The organism is Verrucomicrobium sp., from assembly GCA_028283855.1.
Taxonomy (GTDB): domain Bacteria; phylum Verrucomicrobiota; class Verrucomicrobiia; order Methylacidiphilales; family GAS474; genus GAS474.
This window is the reverse complement of record JAPWJX010000003.1, coordinates 211482-237107: the sequence shown is the minus strand read 5'-3', so window position 1 is coordinate 237107 and position 25626 is coordinate 211482. Positions and strand designations below refer to the sequence as shown.

The window sequence follows — 25626 nt, the reverse complement described above, 5'->3', positions numbered from 1 at the left end:
CGGAGTCCCACCCATGATCCCTCCCGTCCGCGACCTGCACGCCCCCCGCGCCCACGCTCACGCCCATACTTCGGCGGCCGAGCCCGCCCGCCCCGCCTCTTCCGCCCGCGCGGGATGGATCGGGGCCGCCGTCCTTCTCCTGGCAGGCGGCGCCTATTGGTTCCACGGCCATGAGGCCGCCCCCGCGCCCGCCGCGCCGCCGCCGACCCCCGTCGTCGTCCAGACCATGGCGGAAAAGAACCTGCGCATCTGGAGCCAGTTCTCCGGCCGCCTCCACGCCGTCGATTACGCCGAGATCCGGCCCGAGGTCAGCGGCCGCATCACGGAGGTCCGCTTCGAGGACGGCCAGAGCGTGAAGGCGGGGGACATCCTCTTCGTCATCGATCCCGGCCCCTATGAGGCCGCCGCCTCCCGTGCCGAGGCGCGCGTCGCCACCGCGCAGGCCAACCTGGCCTTCGCCAAGGCCGATCAGGAGCGCGCCGCCACCCTGGTCCACACGGAGGCGATCTCCCAGCGGGAGTACGACCAGGCCGACAGCGCCCGCAAGTCCGGCAGCGCGGAATTGGAAGCCGCCGAGGCGGAGCTGAAGAACGCCCGCATCGACCTGGACCACGCCTACGTGAAGGCGCCCATCTCCGGCCGCGTCAGCCGCGCGGAGCTGACGGTGGGCAACCTGGTGGAGCGCGGCCCCGCCGCGCCGGTGCTCACCTCCGTCGCCTCCAAGGACGGCATCTACGCCGACTTCGAGGTCGACGAGCAGACCTACCTCGACTCGATCCGCGCCGCCGCGCGCGGCAACGCTCAGGAGCAGAAGATTCCCGTCCAGCTGGTCCTTCAGGGCAGCGGCCGCGTCTACGACGGCTTCATCCAGAGCTTCGACAACCGCCTGGACACCGCCTCCGGCACCATCCGCGCCCGGGCCCGGTTTGAGAACGAGGACGGCACGCTGCTGCCCGGCATGTTCGTCTCCGTCCGCCTGGCCGGGGCGCGGGAGCTTTCCGCCATCCTGGTGCCGGAGCGGGCCGTCTCCTCCGACCAGAGCCACAAGTTCGTCTACGTCGTCGACGCCTCCAACAAGGTCGTCTATCGGGAAGTCGTCCTGGGCAAGAAGGCCGGGGACCGCCGCGTGGTGGAGAAGGGCCTGCAGGCCGGCGACCGCGTGATCGTCGACGGCATCCAGCGCGTCCGTCCCGGCGCCGCCGTGGCGCCGCAGGAGCAGCCCGCGCCCGCCGGGGAGAAGAAGGAAGAGGACCTCCTGGCCGCCCACCGCCAACCCGCCATCTCCGTCGAATAATGAATCTCTCCCGCTTCTTCATCGACCGGCCGATCTTTGCGGGAGTCATCTCCTTCATCATCTTCCTGGCCGGTCTCCTGGCCCTCTTCCAGCTGCCCATCTCCGAGTATCCGGAGGTGGTGCCCGCCACCGTCGTCGTCACGGCGCAGTTCCCCGGGGCCAACCCGAAGACGATCGCGGAGACGGTCGCCACGCCGCTGGAGGAGCAGATCAACGGCGTGGAGGACATGCTCTACATGTTCTCCCAGGCGGCCAGCGACGGCACCCTGACCCTCACCATCACCTTCAAGCTGGGAACCGATGCGAACCTGGCCCAGCAGCTGGTGCAGAACCGCGTCAACCAGGCCCTCCCCCGCCTGCCGGAGGTGACCCAGCGCATCGGCGTCGTCACGGTGAAGAGCTCCCCGGACCTCACCATGGTGGTCCACCTTTCCTCCCCCAGCGGCCGCTACGACATGCTCTACCTGCGCAACTACGCGGTGCTGAACGTGAAGGACCAGCTTTCCAAAATCCAGGGCGTCGGCCGCGTCCAGCTCTTTGGCTCCGGCGACTACGCCATGCGCGTCTGGCTCAACCCGGAAAAGGTGGCGGAGCGCGGACTGACCGCCGGCGAGGTCGTCGCCGCCATCCGCAACCAGAACGTCCAGGCCTCCGCCGGCGTCATCGGCGGCCCGCCGTACCGGAAGGGAACGGAGCTGCAGATCCCCGTCAATGTGGAGGGGCGCCTCCAGGACCCCGAGCAGTTCGGCGAAATGGTTATCAAGCGCAGCCCGGACGGCGTGGTGACGCGCCTGCGGGACGTGGCCCGCATCGAGATCGACGCCGCCGAATACGGCCTGCGCTCCCTCCTGGACAACAAGGACGCCGTGGCCGTGCCCATCTTCCAGCTGCCCGGCTCCAACGCCATCAACATCTCCAACCAGGTCCGCGCCACCATGGAGGAGCTGAAGAAGAGTTTCCCCGAGGGCGTCGAATACTCGATCGTCTACGATCCCACCGTCTTCGTCCGCGACTCGATCAAGGCGGTCCTTCACACCCTGGTGGAGGCCCTGGTCATGGTCGTCCTGGTCGTGATCCTCTTCCTTCAGACGTGGCGCGCCTCCGTCATTCCGCTCCTGGCCGTGCCGGTCTCCATCATCGGCACCGCGGCGGTGATGCTGGCCTTCCACGGATCGATCAACGCCCTCTCCCTCTTCGGCCTGGTGCTGGCCATCGGCATCGTCGTCGACGACGCGATCGTCGTCGTCGAAAACGTGGAGCGGAATATCCACGAGGGCCTCTCCCCGCACGACGCCACCGTCAAGGCGATGGGGGAGGTGACCAGTCCCATCATCGCCATCACGCTGGTCCTTTGCGCGGTCTTCGTTCCCATCGCCTTCATCACCGGGCTGACGGGGCAGTTCTACCGGCAGTTTGCCCTCACCATCGCGTTTTCCACCGTCATTTCCGCCTTCAACTCCCTGACCTTGAGCCCGGCCCTGGCCGCCATCCTTCTCAAGGGCGCGCACGAGCCGAAGGACCGTTTCACCGTGTTTTTGGACCGGATCTTCGGCCCCTTCTTCCGCCGGTTCAACGGCCTCTTCGAGCGCAGCTCCGTCCGCTACGGGCGCGGGGTGGGCGGCATCGCGGGGCGGAAGGCGGCGGCCCTGGCCGTCTACGCCGTCCTCCTCGGCTCCACCTACTTCGCCTTCCAGGCCGTGCCGCCGGGCTTCGTCCCCATGCAGGACAAGGCCTATCTGGTCTGCTTCGCCCAGCTGCCGGACGGGGCCAACCTGGAGCGTACGGAAAAGGTCATCCGGGAGATGGGGGACATCGCGCTCAAGGAGCCGGGCGTCCGCAACGCCATCCAGTTCCCCGGCCTTTCCATCAACGGCTTTATCAACAGTTCCAGCGCGGGCATCGCCTTCATCGGCCTCCAGCCTTTCGAGGAGCGGATGGATCCCTCCCTTTCCGGCGCGGCCATCGCGCAGAAATTGCAGGCGAAGTTCAACGGCATCAAGAACGCCTTCGTCGTCATCTTCCCGCCCCCGCCCGTGCAGGGCCTGGGCACCATCGGCGGCTTCAAGCTGCAGGTGGAGGACCGCGGCGATCTGGGCTACGAGGCGCTCGACGGGGCGATGAAGCAGGTCGTCGACAAGGCGCGGCAGGCGCCGGAGCTGGCGGGCATCTTCACCAGCTACCAGATCAACACCCCGCAGCTCTACGCCGACGTGGACCGGATCAAGGCGGAGCAGTTGGGCGTGGGCGTGCAGGACGTCTTCGACACCATGCAGATCTACCTGGGCTCCTATTACATCAACGACTTCAACAAATTCGGCCGCACCTACCAGGTGATCGCCCAGGCGGACAAGGACTACCGCTCCCAGCCGGACGACATTTTGCGGCTGAAGACCCGCAACGCGCGCGGGGAAATGGTCCCCCTGGGGGCGCTTCTCCATACCAGCGACTCGACCGGGCCGGAGAGCGCCATGCGCTATAACGCCTACCGCTCCGCCGACCTGAACGGCGGCCCCGCCCCCGGCTACTCCACCGGCCAGGCGCAGGCGGCCATCACCCGCATTCTCAAGGAGACCCTGCCGAAGGGGATGGACTTTGAGTGGACGGAGCTGACCTACCAGCAGATCCTGGCGGGGAACACCGCCCTCATCGTCTTCCCCATCTGCGTGCTCCTGGTCTTCCTGGTGCTGGCGGCGAAGTATGAGAGCTTCTTCCTGCCGCTGGCCGTCATCCTCATCGTCCCGCTTTGCCTGCTCTCCGCCATCGTCGGCGTCTGGCTCTCCCGCGGGGACAACAACATCTTCACCCAGATCGGCCTCTTCGTTCTGGCGGGCCTGGCGTGTAAGAACGCCATCCTCATCGTCGAGTTCGCCCGGGAGCTGGAGCACCACGGACGGGAGACGGTGGAGGCGGCCGTCGAGGCGGCGCGCCTGCGCCTGCGCCCCATCCTCATGACCTCCTTCGCCTTCATCATGGGCGTCGTGCCGCTGGTCATCTCGGAAGGGGCGGGGGCGGAGATGCGGCACGCCATGGGCGTGGCGGTCTTTTCCGGCATGCTGGGCGTCACCCTCTTCGGCCTCTTCCTGACGCCGGTCTTTTATATCCTCTTGCGCGGCTTGGAGAAGCGCCTGACGGGCCGGGGACGGCATGTTCCCGTGCCGTCTTTGGAGTCCCCCGCGGCGCATGTTTAAGCCTGTCTAGGCTGGACGCCTTTCCCAAAACCTCCCCATCATCCCCCTTACCATGAACGTCCTCTATTCCACCCAGGCGACCTCCACCGGCGGCCGCGAAGGCAAGTCCGAAACCGTCGACGGCCATCTCTCCGTCACTCTTTCCACCCCGCGCGAGCTGGGCGGCGCGGGCGGTTCCGGCACCAATCCGGAACAGCTTTTCGCGGCGGGCTATTCCGCTTGTTTCCTCGGCGCGCTGAAGTTCGTCGGCGGCAAGGCGGGGGTAAAGATCCCGGCGGAGACGACGGTGACCGGCAAGGTCGGCATCGGCGAGCGGGACGACAAGCAGGGCTTCGGCATCGAGGTGGAGCTGACCATCGCCGTCCCCGGCGTGGAGCGCGCCACGGTGGAAGACCTGGTGGCCAAGGCCCACGTGGTCTGCCCCTACTCCCACGCCACCCGGAACAACATTCCGGTGACGCTGACGATCGCCTAAGCGGGCGGTCCTAGTTCCGGTCCGACTTGGTCCGGTCCTGGTTCTGCGGCTCGGCCGCCGTTTTTTCGGCGGAGGCCGTGGGCAGGACCGGATTGGGTCCGGCGACGCGCGCGGCGCCGGGCAGGCCGGAGGCCAGCAGCTCGCCCACGGGCGGACGCCAGGCCAGGGCCGGCGCCTGCTGCGCCGGACCGGCGGGGGTCTTTTCCGCGCCGGTGTCGAAGGTGAGGCGGCCTTCGTTGAGGCCCACCTGGATGGTCAGCGGGCCGCGCAGCTTTCCGTCGATGATCTGGTCGGCCAGGGGGTCTTCCAGATACTTCTTCATGACGCGCTTGAGCGGGCGGGCGTTGTATTCCTTGTCGTAGCCCTTGTCGGCCAGGAATTGCGAGGCTTCGGGGGAAAGCTCCACCTTCAGGCCTTTTGCCTCCAGCAGCTGGTTTAACTTGGCCAGGCGCAGGGGGACGATCTGCTGGATCGCGTCCTTGGACAGGGAGTTGAAGACGACGGTTTCGGTGCGGTTGAGGAATTCCGGCGGGAAGACCCCGCTCTTTTTCAGGTTTTCGAGGAAGGTTTCCTTCTTCTTTTCGTAATCGGCGGCCTGGACCTCGGGGGACTTGGCCTGGGCGGCCTGTTCTTTTCGGAAGCCCAGGGGCTCCTTCGCCGCGTCCCTCGTTTTGACCCCCGCGTTGGTGGTCATGATGATGACGGTGTTGCTGAAGTCGGCCGTGCCGAGGTTGTCGGTCAGCCGCCCGTCTTCCAGGACCTGGAGCAGGAGGTTGTAGACGGAGGGGTGGGCTTTCTCGATCTCGTCCAGGAGGACGACGCTGTAGGGCTTGCGCCGGACGGCCTGCGTCAGGCGGCCTCCCTGATCCGCGCCCTGGTAGCCGATGGGCGAGCCGATGAGGTTCGTGGCGGCGTGGTCGGTCATGTACTCGCTCATGTCGAAGCGGACGACGGCCTTTTCGTCGCCGAAGAGTTCCAGGGCCAGCGCGCGGGCCGCTTCCGTCTTTCCGGCGCCGGTGGGCCCCGGGAAGAGGAAGGAGCCGATGGGTTCCTTCGGGTCCTTCAGCCCCGCTCGGGCGCGCCGGATGGCGCTGGCCAGGGCGTGGGTGGCTTCCCCCTGCTCGATGATGCGGGTGTTGAGATTCCCTTCCAGGTGCTGGAGGCGGGCCAGGTCGTCGGGGTTGATCCTCTCCGGCGGGACGCCGGTCCAATCGGAAAGGGTGGCCTGGATGTCGTTGCCGTCGACGTGGCTCTTTCCGCTGCCGTCTTCGGCGGCGCGGGCCACGCGGCTGCAGGTCTCGTCGACCAGGTCGATGGCGGAGTCGGGCAGGAAGCGCTCGCGCACGTGGTTCTTGGCGTCGCGCGCGGCGGTGCGGAGGGCATCGTCGGTCAGCTGGACGCCGTGGTGGGCCTCCAGCTTGGCGCGGCGGGTTTGCAGGGCTTCGACGGTGTCGGCCTCGCTCAGGGGCTTGAGGTCCTGGACCTGGAAGAGGCGGGAGATGGCCTTCTCGCTCTGGAAGCGCTTGTAGTCCTCCTGGCTGATGGTGGCCAGGAAGGGGGAGCTGTGCTCGCCGAAGGCTTTTTCGAGGAGGTGGGTGACGTGCAGGGAGTTGCCCGCGGGCAGGAGGCCGCCCAGGTTGTCGAAGACCAGGAGGGCGTTCTTCTTCTGGGCCTCTTCCGCCAGGCTCTTCATGCGGAGCTGGAGGGTGGCCACGTCATTGTCCCCGGCCAGGAAGCGGACGGGGTCGATGAGGATGACTTCCCGGTTTTTCAAGGAGGCGGGCACGTCGCCGGCGGCGATTTTCTGGGCGAGGCCCTCGACCAGGGCGGTCTTGCCGACGCCGGGAGCGCCGACCAGGAGGGGGTTGCTCTTTCCCGTCCGCCGCAGCGTGTCGAGGATGTGGTTCATCTCCTCCCGGCGGCCGACGAAGGGGGGCAGCTCCCCGGCCTGGGCTTTTTTGGAGAGGTTGGTGCCGAAGACTTCCAGCAGGGAGTTGTCCTTCCGCAGGCCGCCCGCTTCCGGCTGGGCGGCTTCCTGCGGGATGAGCGACGAGGCGTCGGGAGCGTTTTGGGCCAGTTCCACGAGCAGGTCGGCCAGGTAGGGGTCCGGGTCGACGCCGACGTTTTCCAGCGTCTGCTGGATGACGGGGAAGGGGGCGCTGAGGGTGCCCAGGAAGAGGTGGCGCGCGGTGACCGTGCCGTTTTCCGGGTTTTCGATGGGGAGGGCGCTGATGATGCTGAACGCTTCCGGGGTGAGGAAGAACTGTTCGTTGGAGACGTTGAGCTGGGCCAGCTGTTCCGGGACTTCCAGGGGGTTCTGCGCGAGCTGATCGACGACCGCGGCGTGGAACTTGTCATAGCCGCCGGCCGCTTCCAGGAACCGCTGGGCGACGGACGGGGCCTGCCCTTCCGGCGCCTCATGCTGGATGACGGAAAGAAGGAGCGCCTCCGGATGGATGGAGAAGGTGTCGAAGGCGGCGTTGGCAATCATCCGGGCGCGGGCCAGGACTTCGACGGCGGAGGTGCTCAGGACTTTCATAGAAAGGGGGCAGGTTTAAGCAGGAATGATGCTCAAGGGCGGGTTTGTTTCAAAAAAAACGGCGGCGTTCGTGTTTTGCAAGGCGGGGAGAGTTTCGCGGAAGGAGCCTCTATCTTTAATTATTGATTATCAATCGGTTGTTTCAAATGGGAGGGCCTGGCACGCCTCTTGCGGCCTTTCATGCTTATGAGTGTTCTGTCCATCCACCCGGTTTCCTTTGACGTGGCCGACACGCGCATCGAGGGAGAGATCGCCGTGCCGGAGGGGGCGGCTGGCCTCGTTATTTTCGCCCATGGGGCGGGGAGCACCCGCCAAAGCCCGGGCAACCGCTTCCTGGCGGAGACGCTGGAGGAGGCGGGCCTGGCGGTCCTGCTTTTCGACCTGCTCACGCCCGAAGAGCGGGCGGAGGAGGCGGAGACGCATCAATACCGGTTCGACATCCCGCTCCTCACGGCCCGGCTGCGGGGAGCCCTGGGTTGGCTCGACGGGCAGGAAGAGTGGAATGGCCTGCGGCTGCCTCTGCCCATTGGCCTTTTCGGCGCCAGCACCGGAGGCACGGCGGCCCTCTGGGCGGCGGCGGAGCGTCCGGGACGCGTCCGCGCGGTCGTCGGCCGCAGCGCCCGTACCGACCTGGCCCTGCCCATCCTGCACCAGGTGAAGGCGCCCGTGCTGCTTTTGGCCGGGGCTTGGGACCAGCCCCTCGTGCAGATGAACCGGGAGGCGGTGGAGCGGCTGCCGGAGGCGCGGCTGGAGACGGTCGAGGGGGCGACCCACCTCTTCCCCGAGCCCGGCGCGCTGGAGCAAGTCGCCGCCAAGGCCCGGGACTGGTTCCTGCAATGCCTGACCCGGTAAGACCATTTAAATGATTCGGCTATTCCGGGCCGAAGTACCCCGGAAAAATCAGCGGGAGGGAAAGAGCGTCCCCAGGCCGGAGGCGTAGAGCGCGGCGGCGATCGCGCCGTGGCTGCCGATGGTCTCCCCCAGCTCGGCGGGCACCAGGACGCAGGCCTGCAGGGCCGTCTGGAGCGCTTCCTTTTCCAGGACGGGCCGGACGTGGGGCATCAGGAGGTCGCCGCAGCGGGGAAAGAGGCCGCCCAGGACGATCCGCTCCGGGTTGAGGATGTCGATGAGGAAGGCCAGGGCCTGGCCCAGGCGGCGGCCCGATTCGGCCAGGACCTGCCCGGCCAGGGCGTCGCCCCGCGCGGCGGCCTCCGTCACGTCCTTGGCGGAAAGCTCGTCGATGGGGATGGCCCAGTCCGGCAGCACCGTCTCTTCCGCCAGGCGCATCCGGGCCAGGCGGGCGATGCCGCCGCCGCTGCAAAAGCCCTCGAAGGAGCCCGCCTTGCCGAAGCCGACGGGGCCGTCGTCCGCCAGCCGGAGGTGGCCCACCTCGCCCGCGTCGCCGCTGGCCCCTTCGTAAAGGCGGCCGTCCAGGATGAGCCCGGCGCCCATGCCGGTCCCGGCGGTCAGGAAGATCATGTTGCGGCAGCCGCGCCCGGCGCCGAACTGCCATTCCGCCAGTGCGCAGGCGTTGGCGTCGTTCAGGAGGAAGGCCCGCCCGCCGAAGCGGCGCGTCAGCTCGTCGCAGATGGCCACGCGGTCCCAGCCGGGCAGGTTGGGCGGGGAGAGGATGAGGCCCTTGCGGGAGTCGAGCGGGCCGCCGCAGGAAATGCCGATGAGGGGCGCGCTGCCGGGCCGGAGGAGCTCCAGCTCCTCGTAGATGCGGGAGAGGGTCTGGGCGCGGGTGGTGGTGGGGAAGCGGGCCGCTTCCTCCACGCGGCCGTCTTCCCGCAGGCGGCTGACGGCGCACTTGGTCCCGCCGATGTCGATGCCCAGGATATTCATGGCGCCCGTAACCTACCCCGGACTTTGTTTAAAACAAGACCCGCAGCGCCGCGCTGAGGGTGTGGTCCTGGAAGCGGTTTCCCGCCTCTCCGGCGTAGGAAAGCTGGCCGGAAAGGGATTCCGTGAAGGTGGCGCTGATCCCCGCGCCAAAGGAGGCGCTTTCCTGGCCCAAGCTGTTGGCGGTGACGGTGAAGGGCGCGCCCGCTCCGGAGGCCAGATGGGCGGTGAGGGCCTGTCCGGTGTCGAGGAACTCGTGCTCCCAGCCCGCCCGGACGTAGGGCCGCAGCCGGACGCCCCGGACCAGGAACTCCCGCTGCACGGTCCAGCCCAGCTCGCTCCGGCAGGAGGAGGCGCTCTCCTCCCGGATGGAGAGGGGGGCCAGGGAGCCGCTTTCGTCGTAGGCGCCGAAGTTCAGGCTGGCGTAGGTGAGGGCGGCGGTGGGCGTGATCGTCCAGGGGCCGCAGGGGAAGTCGTGGCCGTAGCGCAGGGAGCCGTTCAGTTCCGTGCCGCCCGTCTGGCCGGAGGCGGTGCCGCCGTAGGCGGCGCGGGAGGTGTCGAGCCAGTGGTAGGCGCCGCCGAAGGAGGCGCCCAGCCAGTCCCCCCCGGCGTCCTTCCAGCTTCCGTAGGCGCCGAAGCGCGCCGCGTCGTCGTCCGCGCCGCTGCCGCCGCCCAGTTTCGCGTCGGTCCCGTCGTAGCCCGCATAGAGGCCGGCCACCGTCTCCCGGCTCAGGCGGTAATCGGCCCCCGCGGTGAAGCGGCCGCCGGAGAAGGTGGAGCGGGCCGCCTCGCCGCCCGGCTCCATTTGGCCGAAGTCTCCCCCGCCGGAGAGGAAGAAGCTCCAGGGATTGTCCGGCGTGGGGCGGAAGGCCTTCACGCCGGAGGGCGGCAGCGCGTCGCTCCCGGCGATGAGGGCGTTGAGCGGGATCTGCCCGTCGAAGAAGTTGAGCTGGGAGAGGGAGAGCCCCGTGACGCCCGCGCGCAGGTCGGAGAGGTGCTGGTCGATGTCGCCCAGGGCGGCGCGCGTGTTGCCGAAGAGGATCTGCGGCACGGCCAGGAGCGGCTGCGGGGAAATTTGGTCGAAGGCGGCGGGCAGCTGGTTGTCGGCAACGCCGTCGAGGCTGCTGACGAGGGACTGCGCCCGGGAATCGTCCAGGACGGTGTCGAGCGCGGCGGCGACGGCCTTTTGGTTGGGCGTCAGCGCGTAGGGGACGAAGGAGGTGCGGAAGCCCAGGATGGTCAGGACGCCGTCGGCAAAACTGTAGCGCAGGGAAAGGGAGGGATCGATCGTGCCGAAGGCGCCGCTGTAGGCGGAGGCGTCGAAGAGGGTGAAGCTCTGCCCCACCGTGGGGACGAAGCCGAAGTCGAGGTCGAGCGTGCCGCCGAAGGCCGCCGTGCCGCCGACGCGGATCTGGTCGTAGCCGGTGCCGGCGGAGGTGCCGTTGAGGCGCAGGGTGGTGGTGCTGCCGGAAGCCAGGGAAAGGTTTCCGTTCACCGTCAGGACGCCGGTGGCGGCGGCGGTGCCCGCGGCCAGCGTGCCGCCGGCGTAGACGGAAACGGCCCCCCCCACGGTGCCGGTCCCGCGCAGGGTGCCTGCCAGCACGTCGACCGCGCCGCTGCCCGTGCCGCTGCCCGACGTGTTGGCGACGACGAGCGTGCCGCCGGAGACGGAGGTGCCCCCGGAGTAGGTGTTCGCCCCGGTGAGGATCAGAATGCCGCCGTGGCTTCCGTCGCCCACCTGCAGGGCGCCGTCGGAAAGGACGCCGCTCATCTCGGCCGCGTCGCCGCCCGCGCCCGCCGTGACCAGGACGGTCCGCGCGGCGCCGCCCAGGTCGACGTCGTTCTCAAAGCGGACCAGGGAATCGGCCTGGGCGGAGCCGAAGAGGAGGGCGCTCCCGGCGGGGACGAAGCCGCCGCTCCCCCAGGTGACCTGGCCGGTGCCGCCGCCCAGCGCCACGTCCAGCGTGCCGCCGCGCGCGGAGAAGCCGCCGCCGTCCGCCCCCCAGCTTACCTCCCCGGCGTTGGTGCCCACGGCGCGGGAGAAGGTGCCGGAGCCTTGGTAGACGCCGCCGTCCAGGACCAGGTTGCTGGCGGCGGAGAGGCCGACGCCGTCGACCCCTTCCAGCGCGCCGCCCCGCACCAGCGTGTCGCCGGAATAGACGTTGGTGGTTCCGGCGGAGGGGGCCAGGACCAGCGTGCCGCCGTTGGTCTTCACGATGGTCACGGCGTCGGCGACCAGGCCGATGGTGTTCGTCTCCACCTGCGTGCCGCTGGCGGCGGAGTAGGTGTTCGTCATGTTCTGGTAGACGGCCAGGCCGCCGTTGGCGGTGTCTCCCACCAGGACGGAGCCCGCGGGCAGGGAGCCGTTGCCGCCGTTGGTCGGCTGCGGATGGGAGCCGGAGACGGAGGTGAGCTGGAGGACCGTGTTCCCGCCGTCCTGCACGCCGATCAGCTCATAGGGATAGTAGCCGGAAACCGTGACGGTGATGACGCTGTCGATCACCCCGCCCTGGTTGTTCCCGTAGGCGGCGGAGCGGGGCGCGTCGTATTCGGTGACCACGGTGGCCCCGCCGCCGACGATCAGGCGGTTGGCGTCGTCCGATTTGACGGTGAGGGTCCAGGTCCCCGCCGGGATGTAGAGGAAGCCCTTGGCCTGGATGACGACGTTGTCGTCCTCCGTCAGGCCGGGATTGAAGGTGCCGCTGGTGGGCGCGCCCGCCGCGCCGGTCGTCTTTACCATCGTCAGCGTGTCGGAACCGATCGCCCGCGCGGTGGAGGCGAAGTCGCTGACGCCCGCCGCGTCGATGTAGTTGATGGAGGCGGCGCCGTTGTCCGTCGCCAGGGCGATGATCCGGGCGTCGCTGGGGGAGAGGGCGATGAGGGCTTCCGCGGCGGTGATCTGGTTGCCGGTCAGGGCGGTCTGGGATTTCCAGAAGGTGATGGTGCTGCCGGGATCGGAGACGGTGACCGAGTCGGCGGAGGAGACGACCGGGGTGGGATTGGTCACCGCGGGAAGGGAGGCCGCGGAAAGGAGAAAAACGGTCAGAAAGGTGAGTGCTCCACGCATGCCGTTTTTCCCCAGGGAGGAGAGGGTTGTAGCACCGCCGCGTCCGATTGCCCAGATGACAAATGGCCGGAAGGAGGTAGCCTGGTTTTATGAGTTTTTCCCCTGCCAGACGCCGCCTCGGTCCCTTTGAAGTCTACCCCCTCGGCCTCGGCTGCATGGGGATGTCGGAGTTCTACGGGGAGCGGGACGAGGCGGAGGCCCTGGCCACCCTGGCGGAGGCCTTCGCGCAGGGGGTCGACTTCATCGACACCGCCGACATGTACGGCCTGGGCCACAACGAGGAGCTGGTGGGCAAGGCCCTGAAGGCCTGGGGCAAGCGGGACCGCGTCGTCCTGGCGACGAAGTTCGGCATCGTCCGCGATCCGGCCCGGCCCGAGTGGCGCGCCATTTCCGGCCGTCCGGAATACGTCCGCCAGGCCTGCGACGCCTCCCTCAAGCGGCTGGGCGTCGACCACATCGACCTTTACTACCAGCACCGCGTCGATCCGGAGACGCCGATCGAGGAGACCGTGGGCGCGATGGCGGAGCTGGTGCAGGCGGGCAAGGTCCGCCTCCTGGGCCTTTCGGAAGCCGCGCCGGAAACGATCCGCCGCGCCCATGCCGTCCACCCCATCTCTGCCCTGCAGACGGAATACTCCCTTTGGAGCCGGGATCCGGAGGAGCACGTCCTGCCCCTGTGCCGGGAGCTGGGGATCAAGTTCGTCCCCTACAGCCCGCTGGGCCGCGGCTTTCTGACGGGCCAGATCCGCAAGCCGGAAGACTTTGCCGCAGACGACCGCCGCAAGGACATGCCCCGCTTCCAGGGGGAGAATTTCCGCAAGAACCTCGACCTGGTCGAGCACCTCGGCCGGATCGCGCAGGAAAAGGGGTGCACGCCCGCGCAGCTGGCGCTGGCCTGGGTGCTGGCCCAGGGAGAGGATCTCCTGCCCATCCCGGGCACGAAGCGCCGGAAGTACCTGGCGGAAAACCTGGGCGCGCTTCAGTTGACTCTCAGCCCCACGGAGCTGGAACGGATCGACGCCATCGCCGCGCCCGCCGCCGTGGCGGGGACCCGCTACTCGGCGTCAGGGATGCAGGTTGTCCACCGCTAGGCGGCTTACTTGGAGCGCCCGCCGTCCTTTTCCGGGGCGGGCTTCATCACCAGGTGCCAGCGCATCCGCTCCAATGTGGAGGGGAACCGGCCGGGAAGGGTCAGGTGCTCGCTCCGATCGGGCCGGGACGGCACGGTGCGGGCGGGCTGGGGGGCGGGGGTGGAATCGGCCATACCCCTTTATTCGGCTATTTTCCGAAGAAAGGGGAGCCCCAAATTAGGGTTGGGCGTCCGGATCGGACTTCGGCTGCACCGTGTAGGAGACGGCGCGCCAGACCCCTTCCGGATCCTTCGTGAAGGTGACCGTCTCCAGGGCGTATTTGACGTTCTCGAACGAGGAGTCGTACTGCGCCACCACCGTCTCTCCCGTCACCTGGGTCAGGGCGGTGCCGGGCACCGGCGCCGTGGCGGCTTTCAGGAGGGTGGAGGCCAGATTGCGGTTCAGGCTTTTCCCCAACGGCTCGCGCAGCGCCTGGATGGAGGCGATCCAGGTCTCCTTGTTGGCGTCTTTCTTCAGTTGGGCGGAACTCTCCTCCCACGCCTGGGCGTAGGCCCCCTGGTCCACCTCCTGCAGCCAGGGGGTCATGGCGTCGTTGGCCGCCCTTTTCTCAATGGTGTCCCCGGCGATTTGCGCGGGAAGGGGCAGCGCGGCGGCCAGGAAAAGAAGGGCCAGGAACGGCAGCGGTCTCATTCCCCAAGGTAACCCAAAACGGGCTTCCCGCTACCGGGACTTTTCCGCGGTGTTGGCGGGCGGCGGCGGGGGCGGCTCCGGGGAGGGCGGCGGCATCGTCTGGATCGCCACGCAGCCCGGGCCGGTGAAGCGGTTCATCATCATGCTGGTCCCGGCGACGAAGCCGACCATCAGCTTCTGCAGGTTGGTGCTCATCTCCGTCTCCGGGCTCTTGTAAAGCCAGGCCCCCGGCTCCACGTCGATCGACTCGCCCGCCGCCAGGCTCTTCTCGAAGACGTTGCCGTAGCCGTGCAGCCAGAGGATCCCGTCGCCCGAGCGGGCGCGGAACTTGTCGACGAAGAAGCCGCTCTTGCCGAAGAGGATGTTGGAAAGGCCCGTCACCCACTCGAACGTGTATTCGATGTTCTCCGTGGCGGCGACGAACTGGTGCTCCCGCACGTGGATCTCCTCCCCCTCCTTCAGGTGCAGGGCAAAGAGCTGCCCCGGGCCGTCGCGGGAAAGGGCCACCTGCCCCTTGCCGTAGGCCTCCGTGACGAAGACCTGCATCCCGGCGAACATCCGCTGCAGCGCCCCCTTCATCGGCTTGATGGAGATCTTCACGTCCTGGTGCTTCCAGAGCAGGATGTGATGCTCGAAGTAGACGGACCGCTCCCCGTCCAAAAGGATCGTCAGCGCGGGGACGAGGTTCCCGTCCAAATGGTACGTGATCCCGGCGAAAGTCTCGCTCTGGGCGGAGGTGGGCAAAAGGACCGGCAGCTCCATGGAGCCGTACTACCGCTTCTCCACCAAAAAGCCCTTCAAATATTCGGTCTCCGGCACGTGCAGGAGGACCGGGTGGTCCCGCCCCTGCCCCAGCGCCGAAACCAGACGCAGAGAGCAGCCCACGTCCTGGGCCGCCTCCGTCAGCATCTCCCGCCACATCTCCCGCCCCATGTGGTGGGAGCAGGCGTAGCTGGCCAGCAGGCCTCCGCGCGGCAGCATCCGCAGCGCGCGGACGTGCAGCTCATGGTAGCCCCGGCGGGCGGCCGCCAGCTGGTCCTTCCCGCGGGCAAAAGGGGGCGGGTCCAGGACGATGAGATCGTATTGCTTCCCGGCGCGCTCCGCCTCCCGCAGCCAGTCGAAGGCGTTCGCCTCGATCCAGCCGACGGAGAGGGCCGCCTTCTCCGCCGCCTTCCGGCCGCGGCCGATCTCCTCCGCCGACTGGTCCAGCGCGTCGCACAGGGAAGCCCCCGCCCGCCGCGCCGCCAGGGCAAAGAGCCCCTGGTTGCAAAAACAGTCCAAAATCCGGCGGCCCGGCGCATGGGCCAGCACCGCCGCGTGATTCTCCAGCTGGTCCAGGTAGAGGCCCGTCTTCTGCCCCGCCAAAAGGTCGATCTCCAGGTCGACGCCCAGGATCGAAAGCGGCGTCGGCGGCTCGTAATGGCCGGAAAGAACCTTCTTCTCCTGCGGCAGCCCTTCCAGCGCGCGGACGTGGACGTCATTCCGCGCCACCACCGCGCGCGCGCCCGTCTTCTCCACCGCCAGCTCCACGATCAGCGGCTCCAGCCGCGCCGTCGCCGCCGTCAGCGTCTGCAGCACCAGCGCGTCCCCGTACCGGTCCAGGATCAGCCCCGGCAGCCCGTCCGATTCCGACCAAAAAAGCCGCTGCGCGGGAAAGGGGCTGCCCAGCGCCGCGCGGTAGGCCAGCGCCTCGTCCAACAGGCGGGAAATAAAGCCCCGGTCCAGCTCCTGCGTCCCCGTGCTGTAGCGGCGGACCGTGATCTGCGACTTGCTGTTGTACAGGCCGGAGCCCAGCGGCTTCCCCTTCGCGTCCCGGATTAGCACCGTGCCGCCGTCGGGGGGACTCCCCTCCACGCGGCCGATCTCGTTGCGGAAAACCCAGGGATGCCCCTCCCGGATGCGGTGGCGCGATCCCGCGCCCAAATGAACCGTGCCGTCCACCGTTTCCTAAGACGCGTCGGCGGCGACCAAATCGTGCCGGATCGGCGGGGTGATCGTCCGGGAGGCGGAGGGGTTCCCCTCCGTGTACTCGTAAATCTCCCCCTTGAAATTGCGCAGCAGCACACTCTCCCCCGTGCGGGCGATGATATACTGGGGATTGAGCGGGATCTTCCCGCCGCCGCCCGGCCCGTCCACCACGTACTGCGGCACGGAAAAGCCCGTCGTGTGGCCGCGCAGCTGCTCCATCAGCTCCAGCCCCTTGGACACCGGCACCCGCAGATGCTGGCTGCCCTGGATCAGGTCGCACTGGTAAAGGTAATAAGGGCGCACCCGGCAGCGGATCAGCTTTTGGGAAAGAATCCGCAGCACATCCGCGTCATCGTTCACATCCTTCAGCAGCACCGCCTGGTTCCCCATCGGCACCCCCGCGTCGGAAAGGCGGCCCAGCGCGTCGCGCACCTCCGTCGTCAGCTCGCGCGGATGGTTCGTGTGGACGTTGATCCACAGCGGGTGGAACTCCCGCAGCATCGCGCACAGCTCCGGCGTGATCCGCTGCGGCAGGAAAATGGGAACCCGGGAGCCGATGCGGACGATCTCGATGTGCGGAATCTCCCGCAGCTTGGACAGGAGCCCGCGCAGCTTCCCGTCGGACAGGAGCAGCGGATCGCCGCCGGAAAGCAGCACGTCCCGCACCTCCGTGTGGGCGCGCAGATAGGCCAGCGCCTCCTCGAAATCGACCTCCAGCTCCTGCTCCCCCACCCCGCTCACCAGCCGGGAGCGCGTGCAGTAGCGGCAATAGGCCGCGCAGCGGTCCGTCACCAGGAAGAGCACCCGGTCCGGATAACGGTGCACCAGCCCCGGGGCCACCATGTCGTGATTCTCCCCGCAGGGATCGGACATCTCGTGCGCGTGGTAATCCAGCTCCTCCTTCCGGGGAATGACCTGGCGGCGGATCGGGCAATTCGGGTCCTCCCGGTCGATCAGGGAGAAAAAGTGGGGCGTCACCGCCACCGCCAGCTTCCGGACGGAAGCCTGGACGATCCCCTCCCGCTCCGATTCGGTCAGGGGGAGCCGCTCCTCAATCTGGCGGAGCGTCGTCAGGCGGTTGCGGAGCTGCCAGCTCCAGTCATTCCAATCGGCGTCGGAAACGTGCTCCCAGCCCTGGCGGGGGGCGGGAGAAAAATCGCGGCGCGGATCGCGGGGTGCGGTCGTATTCACGGGCGGATGGGTTAACGTAAAGGAGGCCGGGGCCTTGTCAAGGAAGGGGCCGGGCGGAAAAAGCCCCTTCTCTGATGGAATAGTTCATGTTTTACGTAATTCGGCTATTTCCCGACCCGCCGTCCGACCCAAAAGAGCATTGACCCCCCGGCCAAAGGCGATAGGGTGTGCGGTTCCAATACGGGTAGGTACCGAAGTGGCCAACCGGGGCGGACTGTAAATCCGCTGGCTTACGCCTTCACAGGTTCGAATCCTGTCCTGCCCAATTTCTCCTTGGTAGCGGGATGGGATTCACTTTTCGTAAATCGGTTCGGGTTGGGCCCTTTAGATTTAATCTATCCACTTCAGGATCAGGGTTTTCGACGGGAATCAAGGGTTTGCGGGTCGGCACGGGCCCTCGCGGAACTTACATTTCCATGGGGGCCGAAGGCTTCCAGTACCGCACGTATCTTCCTTCTTCCACAAGGCCAAATCGCATCGCCGTCGATCCTTCCCGAAAGACCCCTTCCGATTACGCAGGTTCATATTCGCACGCTCTCCAAATGGCGGAAGCGAGGCGGGTGGACATGGCTGCTTTGCAGGATGCCTCGTCGATACAGCTTTTAAACGAGCTCAATGAGCGGGCGAGGCGGATAAGCTGGGTAAAGACGCTTTGGTTATGGGTGGCCCTGATTCTCGGAGGAGCAGGGATAACCGCCATTTTTTATCCTGAGTCTTCAGTTCCCAAACCATTAGTGACAGCGATTCTCTGGATGTTTATTCCTGCCTGGATTGGGGCCTATTATGTGGATTTGAGCCGGTTAGAGGCGGTTTTGATGTTTGATTTGAGTGATCAGGCTGCGGCGAATTATCACGCACTTCGCCAAGCTCTGGAAACCGTAAGTCGCTGCAAAGAGTTTCAATATATCCGGGCTAGGGGCCGGATCGATATGCCGGAGCGCAAGTATCATGCGGGAGCTTCGGCGGAGCTTGATACGAGAAGCGTTTCTTTCGGCTTTTCCTTGCCGCCGCGAATTAAAGCTAATGTAACTCCGTATCGCCTTTCTACGGAGCAGATTGACTATTATTTTTTCCCAGACCGCATTTTGATCAGATCAAATGAGACGTATGGGGCGGTCTTATTTGATTCCTTGGAATTAGAGGCGGATTTGCGGCGGATTATAGTGAGGCGGGCACCCGCTGATGGAAAGATTGTTGATAGGACTTGGCGCTATGTGAACAAAGGCGGAGGTCCTGATAGGCGTTTTAGCTATAATCCTGAGTTGCCTGTTGTGGAATATTCCACTCTTCATATCACTAGCGGTTATGGCTTGGATGAGACATTGTGCTTTTCTCAATTCATTGCTGCTGGCTACCTGAAGCAGGCTTTGGACACCTTTAAGCAGGCGCTTCAAGTCTTAAGGGAAAACGAGCGGAAGCGTGTAGCTCGGCTTGCTGAGCAAGAAGCGCAGACAATCGAAGCAAAATCGCAGGTACAAAGAATGGTAGCCAATGCCGATCCAGGAGTTTATTTGGGATTCGGCCAGGCGAGCTATGGGCCTTATGAGAAGCCAGTTATTGCGGAGTGGGTGCGACTGAATCAGCTTCAAGAAGGAACGCTATTTTGGGACTCTGCCAATCAGCAGTGGCGCCCTATCGCTGAATTCAACTCCTAAGTGAGACTAAGAGCTCGCTATCTTTTGCGGCGGCGAGAGGTGGGTGAATCTTCCCGCAAGCTTTGGGGGCGGGGGTGGAGGTCGATCTGGAACAAAAGCTCGTTCCAGGAGGCGTGGAGGGCTTTGCCGATCTTGTAGAGGACTTGGAAAGAGGGGTTCATCCGCCCCGTTTCGATGCGCTGGAGGTAGGAGCGGTCGATCTCGGCGGCTTCGCATAGCTCTTCCTGGGTCATGTCGGCGAGGTGGCGGAGGCGCGCCACGTTGAGGCCGAGCTGTTTGCGGGGATCCACATTGCAAGACTGCCACCCTTCTTTTTAGGTGGAGCCGCATATATGCGGCTTTTGTCTTGCCTTATGGGTCGGGGCGTATTGAATGGCGCGCATGAGAATCCGGCTCATCTCCACCTATGGGATCGCGTGCGGGGTGGCGACGTATGCGGAGAATCTCTCCCGGAGCCTCGTCGCGGCGGGGGCGGCGGTGGAGGTGGAGCCGATCGACTTGGCCTCGGTGCGGGGGCGGTCGGCGGAGGCGGTGGGGCGCTATTATGAATCCCTCGCGGAGCGGTGCGCTGGGGCCGATGTGGTCCACGTGCAGCATGAGCACGCGTTCTTCGGCTCGAACCGGAATATTGCGGTGTTGGGGTGGCTGGTCCGGCGGCTTTCGCGGCAGCGGGTGGCGGTGACGTTTCACACGGTGGAGCAGGCGGGGCGCTCGCCGTGGCATAAGTTTTACCTGCCGCGCCACCAGGCCAATTTCGGCTGGCAGCGGCTGGCGCGGCAACTGAACCGCCGGGGGCCGATGGCAGCGGCGGTGGTGGCGCATACGGCGGAGGGGTGCGCGCGGTTGGGGGATTTGGGGTTTGCGCCCGGGCGGATTTTTCACGTGGAGCATGCGTTGGGGGATTTCCGGCCCGGGACCGCTGCGGCGGCGGCCGTGCCGGAGGGGAGGAAGCGGGAGGGCATCGAACTCTGCTGCTTCGGCTTTCTGAAGGAAACGAAGGGGATTTTGGAGGTGATTGAGGCGCTGGCGCTTTTGCCGCCGCGGTTCCGGCTTACGGTGGCGGGCGGGCTCCATCCGGAGGACGCGCAGCCGATCCTGGACCGAATGGCGCGGAAGGTGGCGCGGCTGGCCCCGGGGGCGCCGGACCTGATTGACCGGATTACGGTGACGGGGTTTCTCTCCCAGGAGGAGAAGGAGGCGGCCTTTGCCCGGGCCGATATTTTTGTGAATGATTATCACGGGGAGTTTTTTTCGATGTCGGGGGCGCTTTCCAACGTGATCGGGCGGGGGAGGCCGGTGGTTTGCTCGGCGATTCCGTCGTTCCTGGAGTTCCAGGCGCGGCACGGGGGGCTGACGCTGGTGCCGCCGCGCTCGCCGATGGCGCTGGCGCTGAAGCTGCTGGAGCTGGAGGGGCAGCTGGCGCACGGGGAGCCGGCGCTCGCCCGCCTGCTGGCGGAGCAGGCGGCGACGTGCCGGGCGCTGGCCTGGGATACGATTGCCCGCCGCCACTTGGAGGAGGTTTACCGGTGCCGCCGTTAGATTATGGGCGGGCGGTGGCGGGGCTGTTCCGCCAAAGGGCGCGGCTGGGGGGCGGCGGGCCGGTGCCGCCGATGGCCCGTCCGGAGTTGCCGGTGGGCGCGCCGCGGCCGGAGCAGGTGCGGTATCTGCTGCGCGCCCGCGCCGCTTTTTTTGAGGGGGGGCGAATAATTAAGCCGGCGGCTGGGTCAGGAGGCCGGCGGCGGCGTGCAGCATCTGGGCCGCCTCCGCATTGTCCGGAAAGCGCGCCAATTCTGCCTTGAGGGATTCGAGGCCCGGCTGCCACCGGTTGAAGGAGAAGTAGCAGACGGCGCGCAGCCGTTCCAAGTCGCGGACCGGCTGTCCCCAGGCGCTGGCCCGTGTGAGGAGGTAAAAGGCGTTGGAAACGTCCTGCCGGCGCAGGAGGGCCTCTGCCCGCGCCACGAGGCCTGCGGGGGTGTCCGCTTCTCGTTCGGGCATCATGCCGGCAATGCCGGATCGGCCGGTCCGGTAGCGTTCCCGGCGCAGGATGGCTTGCTCGGGCATCCAGCCGTCCGGCAGGAAGGTCCAGCTTGCCGCTTCGAAGTCGGGCATCATGTAGGGCGGATGCCGCAGGGGGAATTCCATCGGCCTGGTGGGGATGTCGGCGTGGATATGGTGGGCGTGGCGGGTGTGGGTCGCCTCGGCGCCGAAGCCGATGTTGCAGGTGAGGTTCACTTCCGGCGTGATGGTCAGCTGGCTGTGCTGCCAGCAGCTCAAGAGGAGCTGGATGTCCCAGGTGTCGATCCGCCCTTCGTATCCCCGGTCGAATTCTTTCACCCAGTGGGCGGTGGCGGCTTCGTCCTGCAGGAGGTCGAGGAGGAGGCCGCTGGCGCGAATCTCGGGCCAGAGTTTCATGTCGACGTCGTAGCGCTTCCAGACGCGCCGCCAGGTGGCCCAGCCCCAGATGTGGGGGAAAATGGAGAAGTAGTAGCTGTAGGGACCGCGTTTGCGCCGGTTCTGGAAGTTGCAGCCGGTGATGGTGCCGATGCGCTCGTCATCCCGGTAGCGGGCCAGCATTTCCCGGCAGAATTCGAAGAAGGAGGGCTCGGCCAGGATGTCGTCCTCTATCAGGATGGCTTCCTCCACTTGGCGGAAGACCCAGTCGATGCCGGAGGAGACGCGCCGCTTGCAGCCCAGGTTGGTGTCGGAGAATTCCCGTTGCACCTCGCAGTCCCAGGGCAGGGAGTCGAAGAGGGCGCGGGTGCGGGCGGTCTTTTCGGCGTCGTCGGGTTTTGCCGGGTTGGGGCCGTCGGCCACCACCAGGAGGCGCCGGGGCTGGACCTGGGAGAGCCGTTCCAGGATGCGCGCCGTCTTGTCAGGGCGGTTGTAGATGAGGACGGCGACGGGTGTCTCGAAGGAATCGGGCATGATTGGTGCGCCCATCGCCAGGGTTTCGCAGGTTCTCCCTGCCTCCCGGGCAAGACAAGGACAAAATGGGCGAAGCCTGGGTTGTCTTGCCTGGGGAAGTTGAGGGGGTTAGGTTTTCCGTATCAAGCCCCCCGCATGAGCCTAGCCTCCCTTCCTCCCCAGCATCCCCTAGCTCTCCTGGCCGACGCGCTTGGCGCGAATGACGGGGGGGCGAAGCTGCGAGGCCTTTTGGACCGGGAATGGGCTGAGCGTTTCGGCAGGCCCGATTTGATCGGGTTCAACCGCCTGTTGGTCGACCTCGGCATGCGCGGCTTGGGCATTCTCAATTACCAGGATGACGCGATCAACGGCCTGGAGTGGTTTCTGAAGGCCTGGGCGGTGAACGCCGGCGCGCCGGCCCCGACGGTTGTCGACGTGGGGGGCAACGAGGGGGATTTCGTCCAGGTTGTCCTGCGGGCCCGTCCCGACGCGCGCCTGTTCAGCTATGAGCCCGCTCCGCGCAGCTTTGCCAAGCTGCAGGAGGTTGCCGCCGGGCGGCAGAATGTCACGATCCGCAACATCGCCCTGGGGGATCAGCCGGGTCGCCTGCCCCTTTACGATTACGACCCGTCGTGCAACGAGAAGTCGACCGCGCACGCCTCTCTTTTTCCGGAGGTCTTTTCCGTGCACTGGAAAAAGCCCGTCACTGCCGTGGAGGTGGAGATCCGGACCCTCGACACGGTGTGCGCCGAGGAGGGCATCGAGCATATCGATCTGCTGAAGATCGACACGGAGGGCGCCGAGCTCAAGGTTTTGCAGGGCGCGGCGCGTTTGATAGCGGAGAACCGCATCAAGGTGGTTCACTTCGAGTTCAACCGGATGAATGTGATTGCCCGTTCTTTCTTCCAGGATTTCGCCGCCCTTCTCCCGCGCCATTCCTTTGGGCGTCTTTTGCCGCAGGGCATCCTGGCCCTCGATCCGGGCGATCTTTTCTCCACGAATTTCTTCGAGTTCCAGAATTTGGTGGCCTTGCCAAAGGAGCCGGCGGCCTAAAAGCGCGGCTTGCCGCGCTCCCCTTTCGCCCTTTCCGGGTCGGGGGCTCGACTTTTACCAGACCGATGCCGCCGCTTTTGGCGCGGGCCTCCAGGCCATGCCGACCGCGACCGTCACGGCGACTATCGGCTACAGCGGCCAGGCGAACGGCGATTTCTTGAACAACTCCTTCCCAACAGGCGCCCTTAGCAAAGCCCTTTTACCAAGATATAAATGTGCCGGGCGTCTTCGCCGGTGAGAATTTGCCCGCCGGTCAGGTAAATGGTGCAGGCGTCCGCGGCGTGGGCGTAGGAGGTGGTCGGCTCAATCAGGATGATATGGTCCAGATTGAGGATTTTCCCGGATTGGGGGAGGCTTTGGAAGGGATAGGCGTTTGTCTTCATCCTCAAGGATATCACGTTTCCGGCGGGGAGAACCGCTTACCCGGCTTGCAGGGCGGCCAGCTTGGCCCGCAGGGCGCTGGGGTCGAAGGGCTTGGAGAGATAGTCGTCCATGCCCGCCGCCAGGCAGCGTTCCCGGTCTCCGGCAAAGGCGTGGGCGGTGACGCCGATGATGTGCGCGTGGGGCTTGCCCGCCTCCCGCTCGTGCGCCCGGATGAGGCGGGTGGCTTCGAAGCCGTTCCAACCCGCCATTTGCACGTCCATAAGGATGACGAGGTAACTTTCCTGGGTGGCGCGCCGCACGGCGTCCTTGCCGTTGTCGACCACGGTGCAGGCGAATCCCCAGGTGTCCAAATACATGGACTCGATGTAGGCGGCCGGGGCGTAATCCTCGACGAGGAGGATTTGCGGGCGCTGCCCGGCGGAGAAGGCGATGGGGGTGGAGAGGGAGGGGTGGGGAGCTTCCTTTTGCGTGGAGTTTTCCAGCACCGCCAGGGGCAGGCGGACCGTGAAGGCGGAGCCGCTGCCCGGGGTGCTTTCCACCCGGATGGTGCCGCCCATGATTTCCGTCAGCATGCGGGTGATCGCCAGGCCCAGGCCGCTGCCGCCGAAGCGGCGGGTGATGGAGGAGTTGGCCTGGGTGAATTTCTCGAAGATCTTTTCGATTTCGGCGGGTTCGATGCCGATGCCCGTGTCGACGACGGAGATGACGACGATCTCCTGCCCGGCTTTTTCTGCGGGTTCCTGGCTGAAGCGGATGTCGATCCGCCCCCGCTCGGTGAATTTTACCGCGTTGCTGCAAAGGTTGAGGACGATCTGGCGGATGCGGTGTGGATCCCCCTGGAAGCTTTTTTCCGCGACGCCGTCGTAATCGACGGCCAGTTCCAGTCCCTTTTCCTTGGTCCGCACCTGCATGATGCTGATGATCTGCGGGATCAGGGCCGTGAATTGAAAGGGGATGCTCTCGATCTGGATGGCGCGGGATTCGATCTTGGAGATGTCCAGCAGGTCGTTGACCAGGACGAGGAGGGCGCCGGCGCTGATCTGGAGGGTGCCGGACAGCTGCCGTGCCTTTTCCGGGGTGGGATTTTCCGCGAGCAGCGCGGCCAGTCCCACGATCGCGTTGATCGGGGTGCGCAGCTCGTGGCTCATGTTCGCCAGGAAGTCGGACTTGGCCAGATTGGCGTTTTCCGCGATGCCGCGGGCGGTGTTGGCGCTGCTCACCAGCGATTGGTTGTCGGTGATTTCCCTCTGCGTCCGCGCGTCCTGAAGGGTATGGGCGCGCAGCTTGATCTCCGTGGCGATGGAGGCGGCCAGGTCCCTCATGATCCCGATCTCCTCCGACGTCCATGAACGGGGACGGCTGTCGATCACGCAGAAGGAGCCCAGGACCTGGTCGCCCGCGCCGTAAAGGGGAAAGCCGAGGTAGGCGACGGAGTCAAATTCGGCGATGGCAGGATCGTCTTTCACCAGGGGATGGACGCGGGCGTCTCCGACGATGAGAGGCTCTCCGGTATGGATCACGTAACGGCAAAATGTCTGGGAAAGCGGGGCTTCCCGCCGTTCCGCGTAGGGCGCGGGCAGCCCCTTCTGGCTCTTGAAAAAGATCCGGCCGGAGTCGAGGAAACCGATCAGGGAGACGGGCGCTTGCAGCAGCTTCGCCGCCAGGCGGGTATGGCGGTCGAACGCTTCCTCCACGGGGCTATCCATCAGGGCGGACTCCCGCAGGGCGGCCAGGCGCGGGGGGGTGCGGATCGATTCGGAGACGGTCATGGGGGCGGGATGGGGGGTATTATCGCCCTGTTCCCGGCGGTTGTCTATGAGGGGAGCCGGAAGTAAGCCTTTACATTGTCCGCAACCCGGGCGAGGCTGGAGGGCATCGATCCATCGCTTCCTTCTGAAGCCCGATAGTTGCTCCAGGGTTTCCTGTCCGCTCCCCAAGGTTCTTGCGCCGCACGGCGCTCTTCATTCGTCGGCGAGGTCGTCAAACCTCAACCAAACAAGAAAATGAAATTATACGTCGGAAATATCTCCTACCAGACCACGGAAAGCGACCTGCGCGACCTCTTCGCCCCCTACGGCAATGTCAACGAAGTCGCCGTGGTGATGGACCGGGACACGATGCGCCCCCGCGGCTTCGCTTTTGTCACCATGGGCAACGCCGAGGCCGGCCAGGCCGCGGTGACGGCTCTGAACGGCAAGGCCGTCGGCGGCCGCAACCTGACCGTGAACGAGGCCCGGCCGATGGAGTCCCGCTCGCGCCGGTTCTAAGCTTCCAAGCTTTTACTT

Annotated in this window: 21 protein-coding genes and 1 tRNA gene; 10 read left to right on the top strand and 12 right to left on the bottom strand. The window is 66.3% G+C overall.

The features are described from left to right. The first annotated feature begins 13 nt into the window (after positions 1 to 13). The 3 genes from PW734_02530 to PW734_02520 are packed head-to-tail and all read left to right on the top strand — an operon-like array spanning position 14 to position 4957. Positions 14 to 1294, top strand: coding sequence for an efflux RND transporter periplasmic adaptor subunit (locus PW734_02530; protein ID MDE1170077.1), 1281 nt, complete (start codon positions 14 to 16; stop codon positions 1292 to 1294). Then, positions 1294 to 4482: a multidrug efflux RND transporter permease subunit gene (locus tag PW734_02525; GenBank protein ID MDE1170076.1), complete on the top strand. Its 3189-nt coding sequence runs from the start codon at positions 1294 to 1296 to the stop codon at positions 4480 to 4482. The genes PW734_02530 and PW734_02525 overlap by 1 nt, the downstream gene beginning before the upstream one ends. Before the next feature lie 52 nt (positions 4483 to 4534). Further along, positions 4535 to 4957, top strand: a complete 423-nt coding sequence (locus PW734_02520) for an organic hydroperoxide resistance protein (GenBank protein MDE1170075.1) — start codon at positions 4535 to 4537, stop codon at positions 4955 to 4957. A 10-nt stretch (positions 4958 to 4967) separates the two neighbouring features. Here the strand turns inward: PW734_02520 and PW734_02515 are convergent, their stop codons facing one another. Then, on the bottom strand, positions 4968 to 7496 hold the full coding sequence (locus PW734_02515) for an ATP-dependent Clp protease ATP-binding subunit (protein MDE1170074.1): 2529 nt from the start codon (positions 7494 to 7496) through the stop codon (positions 4968 to 4970). A 186-nt stretch (positions 7497 to 7682) separates the two neighbouring features. On the opposite strand from PW734_02515, the gene PW734_02510 reads away from it, so the two are divergent. Then, positions 7683 to 8348: an alpha/beta hydrolase gene (locus PW734_02510; GenBank protein ID MDE1170073.1), complete on the top strand. Its 666-nt coding sequence runs from the start codon at positions 7683 to 7685 to the stop codon at positions 8346 to 8348. 48 nt (positions 8349 to 8396) lie between these two features. Here the strand turns inward: PW734_02510 and PW734_02505 are convergent, their stop codons facing one another. Both PW734_02505 and PW734_02500 read right to left on the bottom strand, forming a co-directional pair. Next, on the bottom strand, positions 8397 to 9341 hold the full coding sequence (locus tag PW734_02505; protein MDE1170072.1) for an ROK family protein: 945 nt from the start codon (positions 9339 to 9341) through the stop codon (positions 8397 to 8399). A 28-nt stretch (positions 9342 to 9369) separates the two neighbouring features. After that, the gene (locus tag PW734_02500) at positions 9370 to 12405 is read right to left on the bottom strand and encodes an autotransporter domain-containing protein (GenBank protein MDE1170071.1); all 3036 of its coding nucleotides are present in this window, start codon (positions 12403 to 12405) and stop codon (positions 9370 to 9372) included. Between the two features lie 89 nt (positions 12406 to 12494). On the opposite strand from PW734_02500, the gene PW734_02495 reads away from it, so the two are divergent. Next, the gene (locus PW734_02495; GenBank protein ID MDE1170070.1) at positions 12495 to 13496 is read left to right on the top strand and encodes an aldo/keto reductase; all 1002 of its coding nucleotides are present in this window, start codon (positions 12495 to 12497) and stop codon (positions 13494 to 13496) included. A gap of 5 nt (positions 13497 to 13501) precedes the next feature. On the opposite strand, the gene PW734_02490 is transcribed toward PW734_02495, so the two are convergent. The 5 genes from PW734_02490 to PW734_02470 are packed head-to-tail and all read right to left on the bottom strand — an operon-like array spanning position 13502 to position 17345. Then, positions 13502 to 13669 carry a hypothetical protein gene (locus tag PW734_02490; protein MDE1170069.1) on the bottom strand — a complete coding sequence of 56 codons (168 nt, stop codon included), beginning with the start codon at positions 13667 to 13669 and terminating at the stop codon, positions 13502 to 13504. 43 nt (positions 13670 to 13712) lie between these two features. Beyond that, entirely contained in the window at positions 13713 to 14186 is a 474-nt protein-coding gene (locus tag PW734_02485) for a DUF4019 domain-containing protein (protein MDE1170068.1), read from the bottom strand. A gap of 30 nt (positions 14187 to 14216) precedes the next feature. Further along, complete coding sequence (locus tag PW734_02480) at positions 14217 to 14948, bottom strand: AIM24 family protein (GenBank protein ID MDE1170067.1); 732 nt, start codon at positions 14946 to 14948, stop codon at positions 14217 to 14219. 9 nt (positions 14949 to 14957) lie between these two features. Continuing rightward, the gene (locus PW734_02475; protein ID MDE1170066.1) at positions 14958 to 16127 is read right to left on the bottom strand and encodes a class I SAM-dependent rRNA methyltransferase; all 1170 of its coding nucleotides are present in this window, start codon (positions 16125 to 16127) and stop codon (positions 14958 to 14960) included. Positions 16128 to 16133: 6 nt separating this feature from the next. Then, on the bottom strand, positions 16134 to 17345 hold the full coding sequence (locus PW734_02470; protein ID MDE1170065.1) for a KamA family radical SAM protein: 1212 nt from the start codon (positions 17343 to 17345) through the stop codon (positions 16134 to 16136). Between the two features lie 182 nt (positions 17346 to 17527). Here PW734_02470 and PW734_02465 point away from each other — a divergent pair. Together PW734_02465 and PW734_02460 are read left to right on the top strand one after the other, a co-directional pair. Continuing rightward, positions 17528 to 17610 (top strand) — tRNA-Tyr (locus tag PW734_02465). 19 nt (positions 17611 to 17629) lie between these two features. After that, positions 17630 to 19000 (top strand): DUF4236 domain-containing protein, encoded by a 1371-nt coding sequence (locus PW734_02460; GenBank protein MDE1170064.1) that lies wholly within the window; start codon positions 17630 to 17632, stop codon positions 18998 to 19000. A 17-nt stretch (positions 19001 to 19017) separates the two neighbouring features. On the opposite strand, the gene PW734_02455 is transcribed toward PW734_02460, so the two are convergent. Then, a complete protein-coding gene (locus tag PW734_02455; protein MDE1170063.1) occupies positions 19018 to 19290 on the bottom strand; it encodes a helix-turn-helix transcriptional regulator in 273 nt (90 codons plus the stop codon). Positions 19291 to 19381: 91 nt separating this feature from the next. Here PW734_02455 and PW734_02450 point away from each other — a divergent pair, with 91 nt between their 5' ends. Then, positions 19382 to 20539, top strand: coding sequence for a glycosyltransferase (locus PW734_02450; GenBank protein ID MDE1170062.1), 1158 nt, complete (start codon positions 19382 to 19384; stop codon positions 20537 to 20539). A 168-nt stretch (positions 20540 to 20707) separates the two neighbouring features. Here the strand turns inward: PW734_02450 and PW734_02445 are convergent, their stop codons facing one another. Further along, positions 20708 to 21925, bottom strand: a complete 1218-nt coding sequence (locus tag PW734_02445) for a hypothetical protein (GenBank protein MDE1170061.1) — start codon at positions 21923 to 21925, stop codon at positions 20708 to 20710. A 135-nt stretch (positions 21926 to 22060) separates the two neighbouring features. Here PW734_02445 and PW734_02440 point away from each other — a divergent pair, with 135 nt between their 5' ends. Beyond that, a complete protein-coding gene (locus PW734_02440) occupies positions 22061 to 22957 on the top strand; it encodes an FkbM family methyltransferase (GenBank protein MDE1170060.1) in 897 nt (298 codons plus the stop codon). 185 nt (positions 22958 to 23142) lie between these two features. On the opposite strand, the gene PW734_02435 is transcribed toward PW734_02440, so the two are convergent. Both PW734_02435 and PW734_02430 read right to left on the bottom strand, forming a co-directional pair. After that, positions 23143 to 23340: a hypothetical protein gene (locus PW734_02435; protein ID MDE1170059.1), complete on the bottom strand. Its 198-nt coding sequence runs from the start codon at positions 23338 to 23340 to the stop codon at positions 23143 to 23145. Between the two features lie 36 nt (positions 23341 to 23376). Then, positions 23377 to 25110 carry an ATP-binding protein gene (locus tag PW734_02430; protein MDE1170058.1) on the bottom strand — a complete coding sequence of 578 codons (1734 nt, stop codon included), beginning with the start codon at positions 25108 to 25110 and terminating at the stop codon, positions 23377 to 23379. Between the two features lie 234 nt (positions 25111 to 25344). Between PW734_02430 and PW734_02425 the strand changes: the two genes are divergently transcribed. Further along, positions 25345 to 25608: an RNA-binding protein gene (locus PW734_02425; GenBank protein ID MDE1170057.1), complete on the top strand. Its 264-nt coding sequence runs from the start codon at positions 25345 to 25347 to the stop codon at positions 25606 to 25608. Positions 25609 to 25626 lie beyond the last annotated feature (18 nt).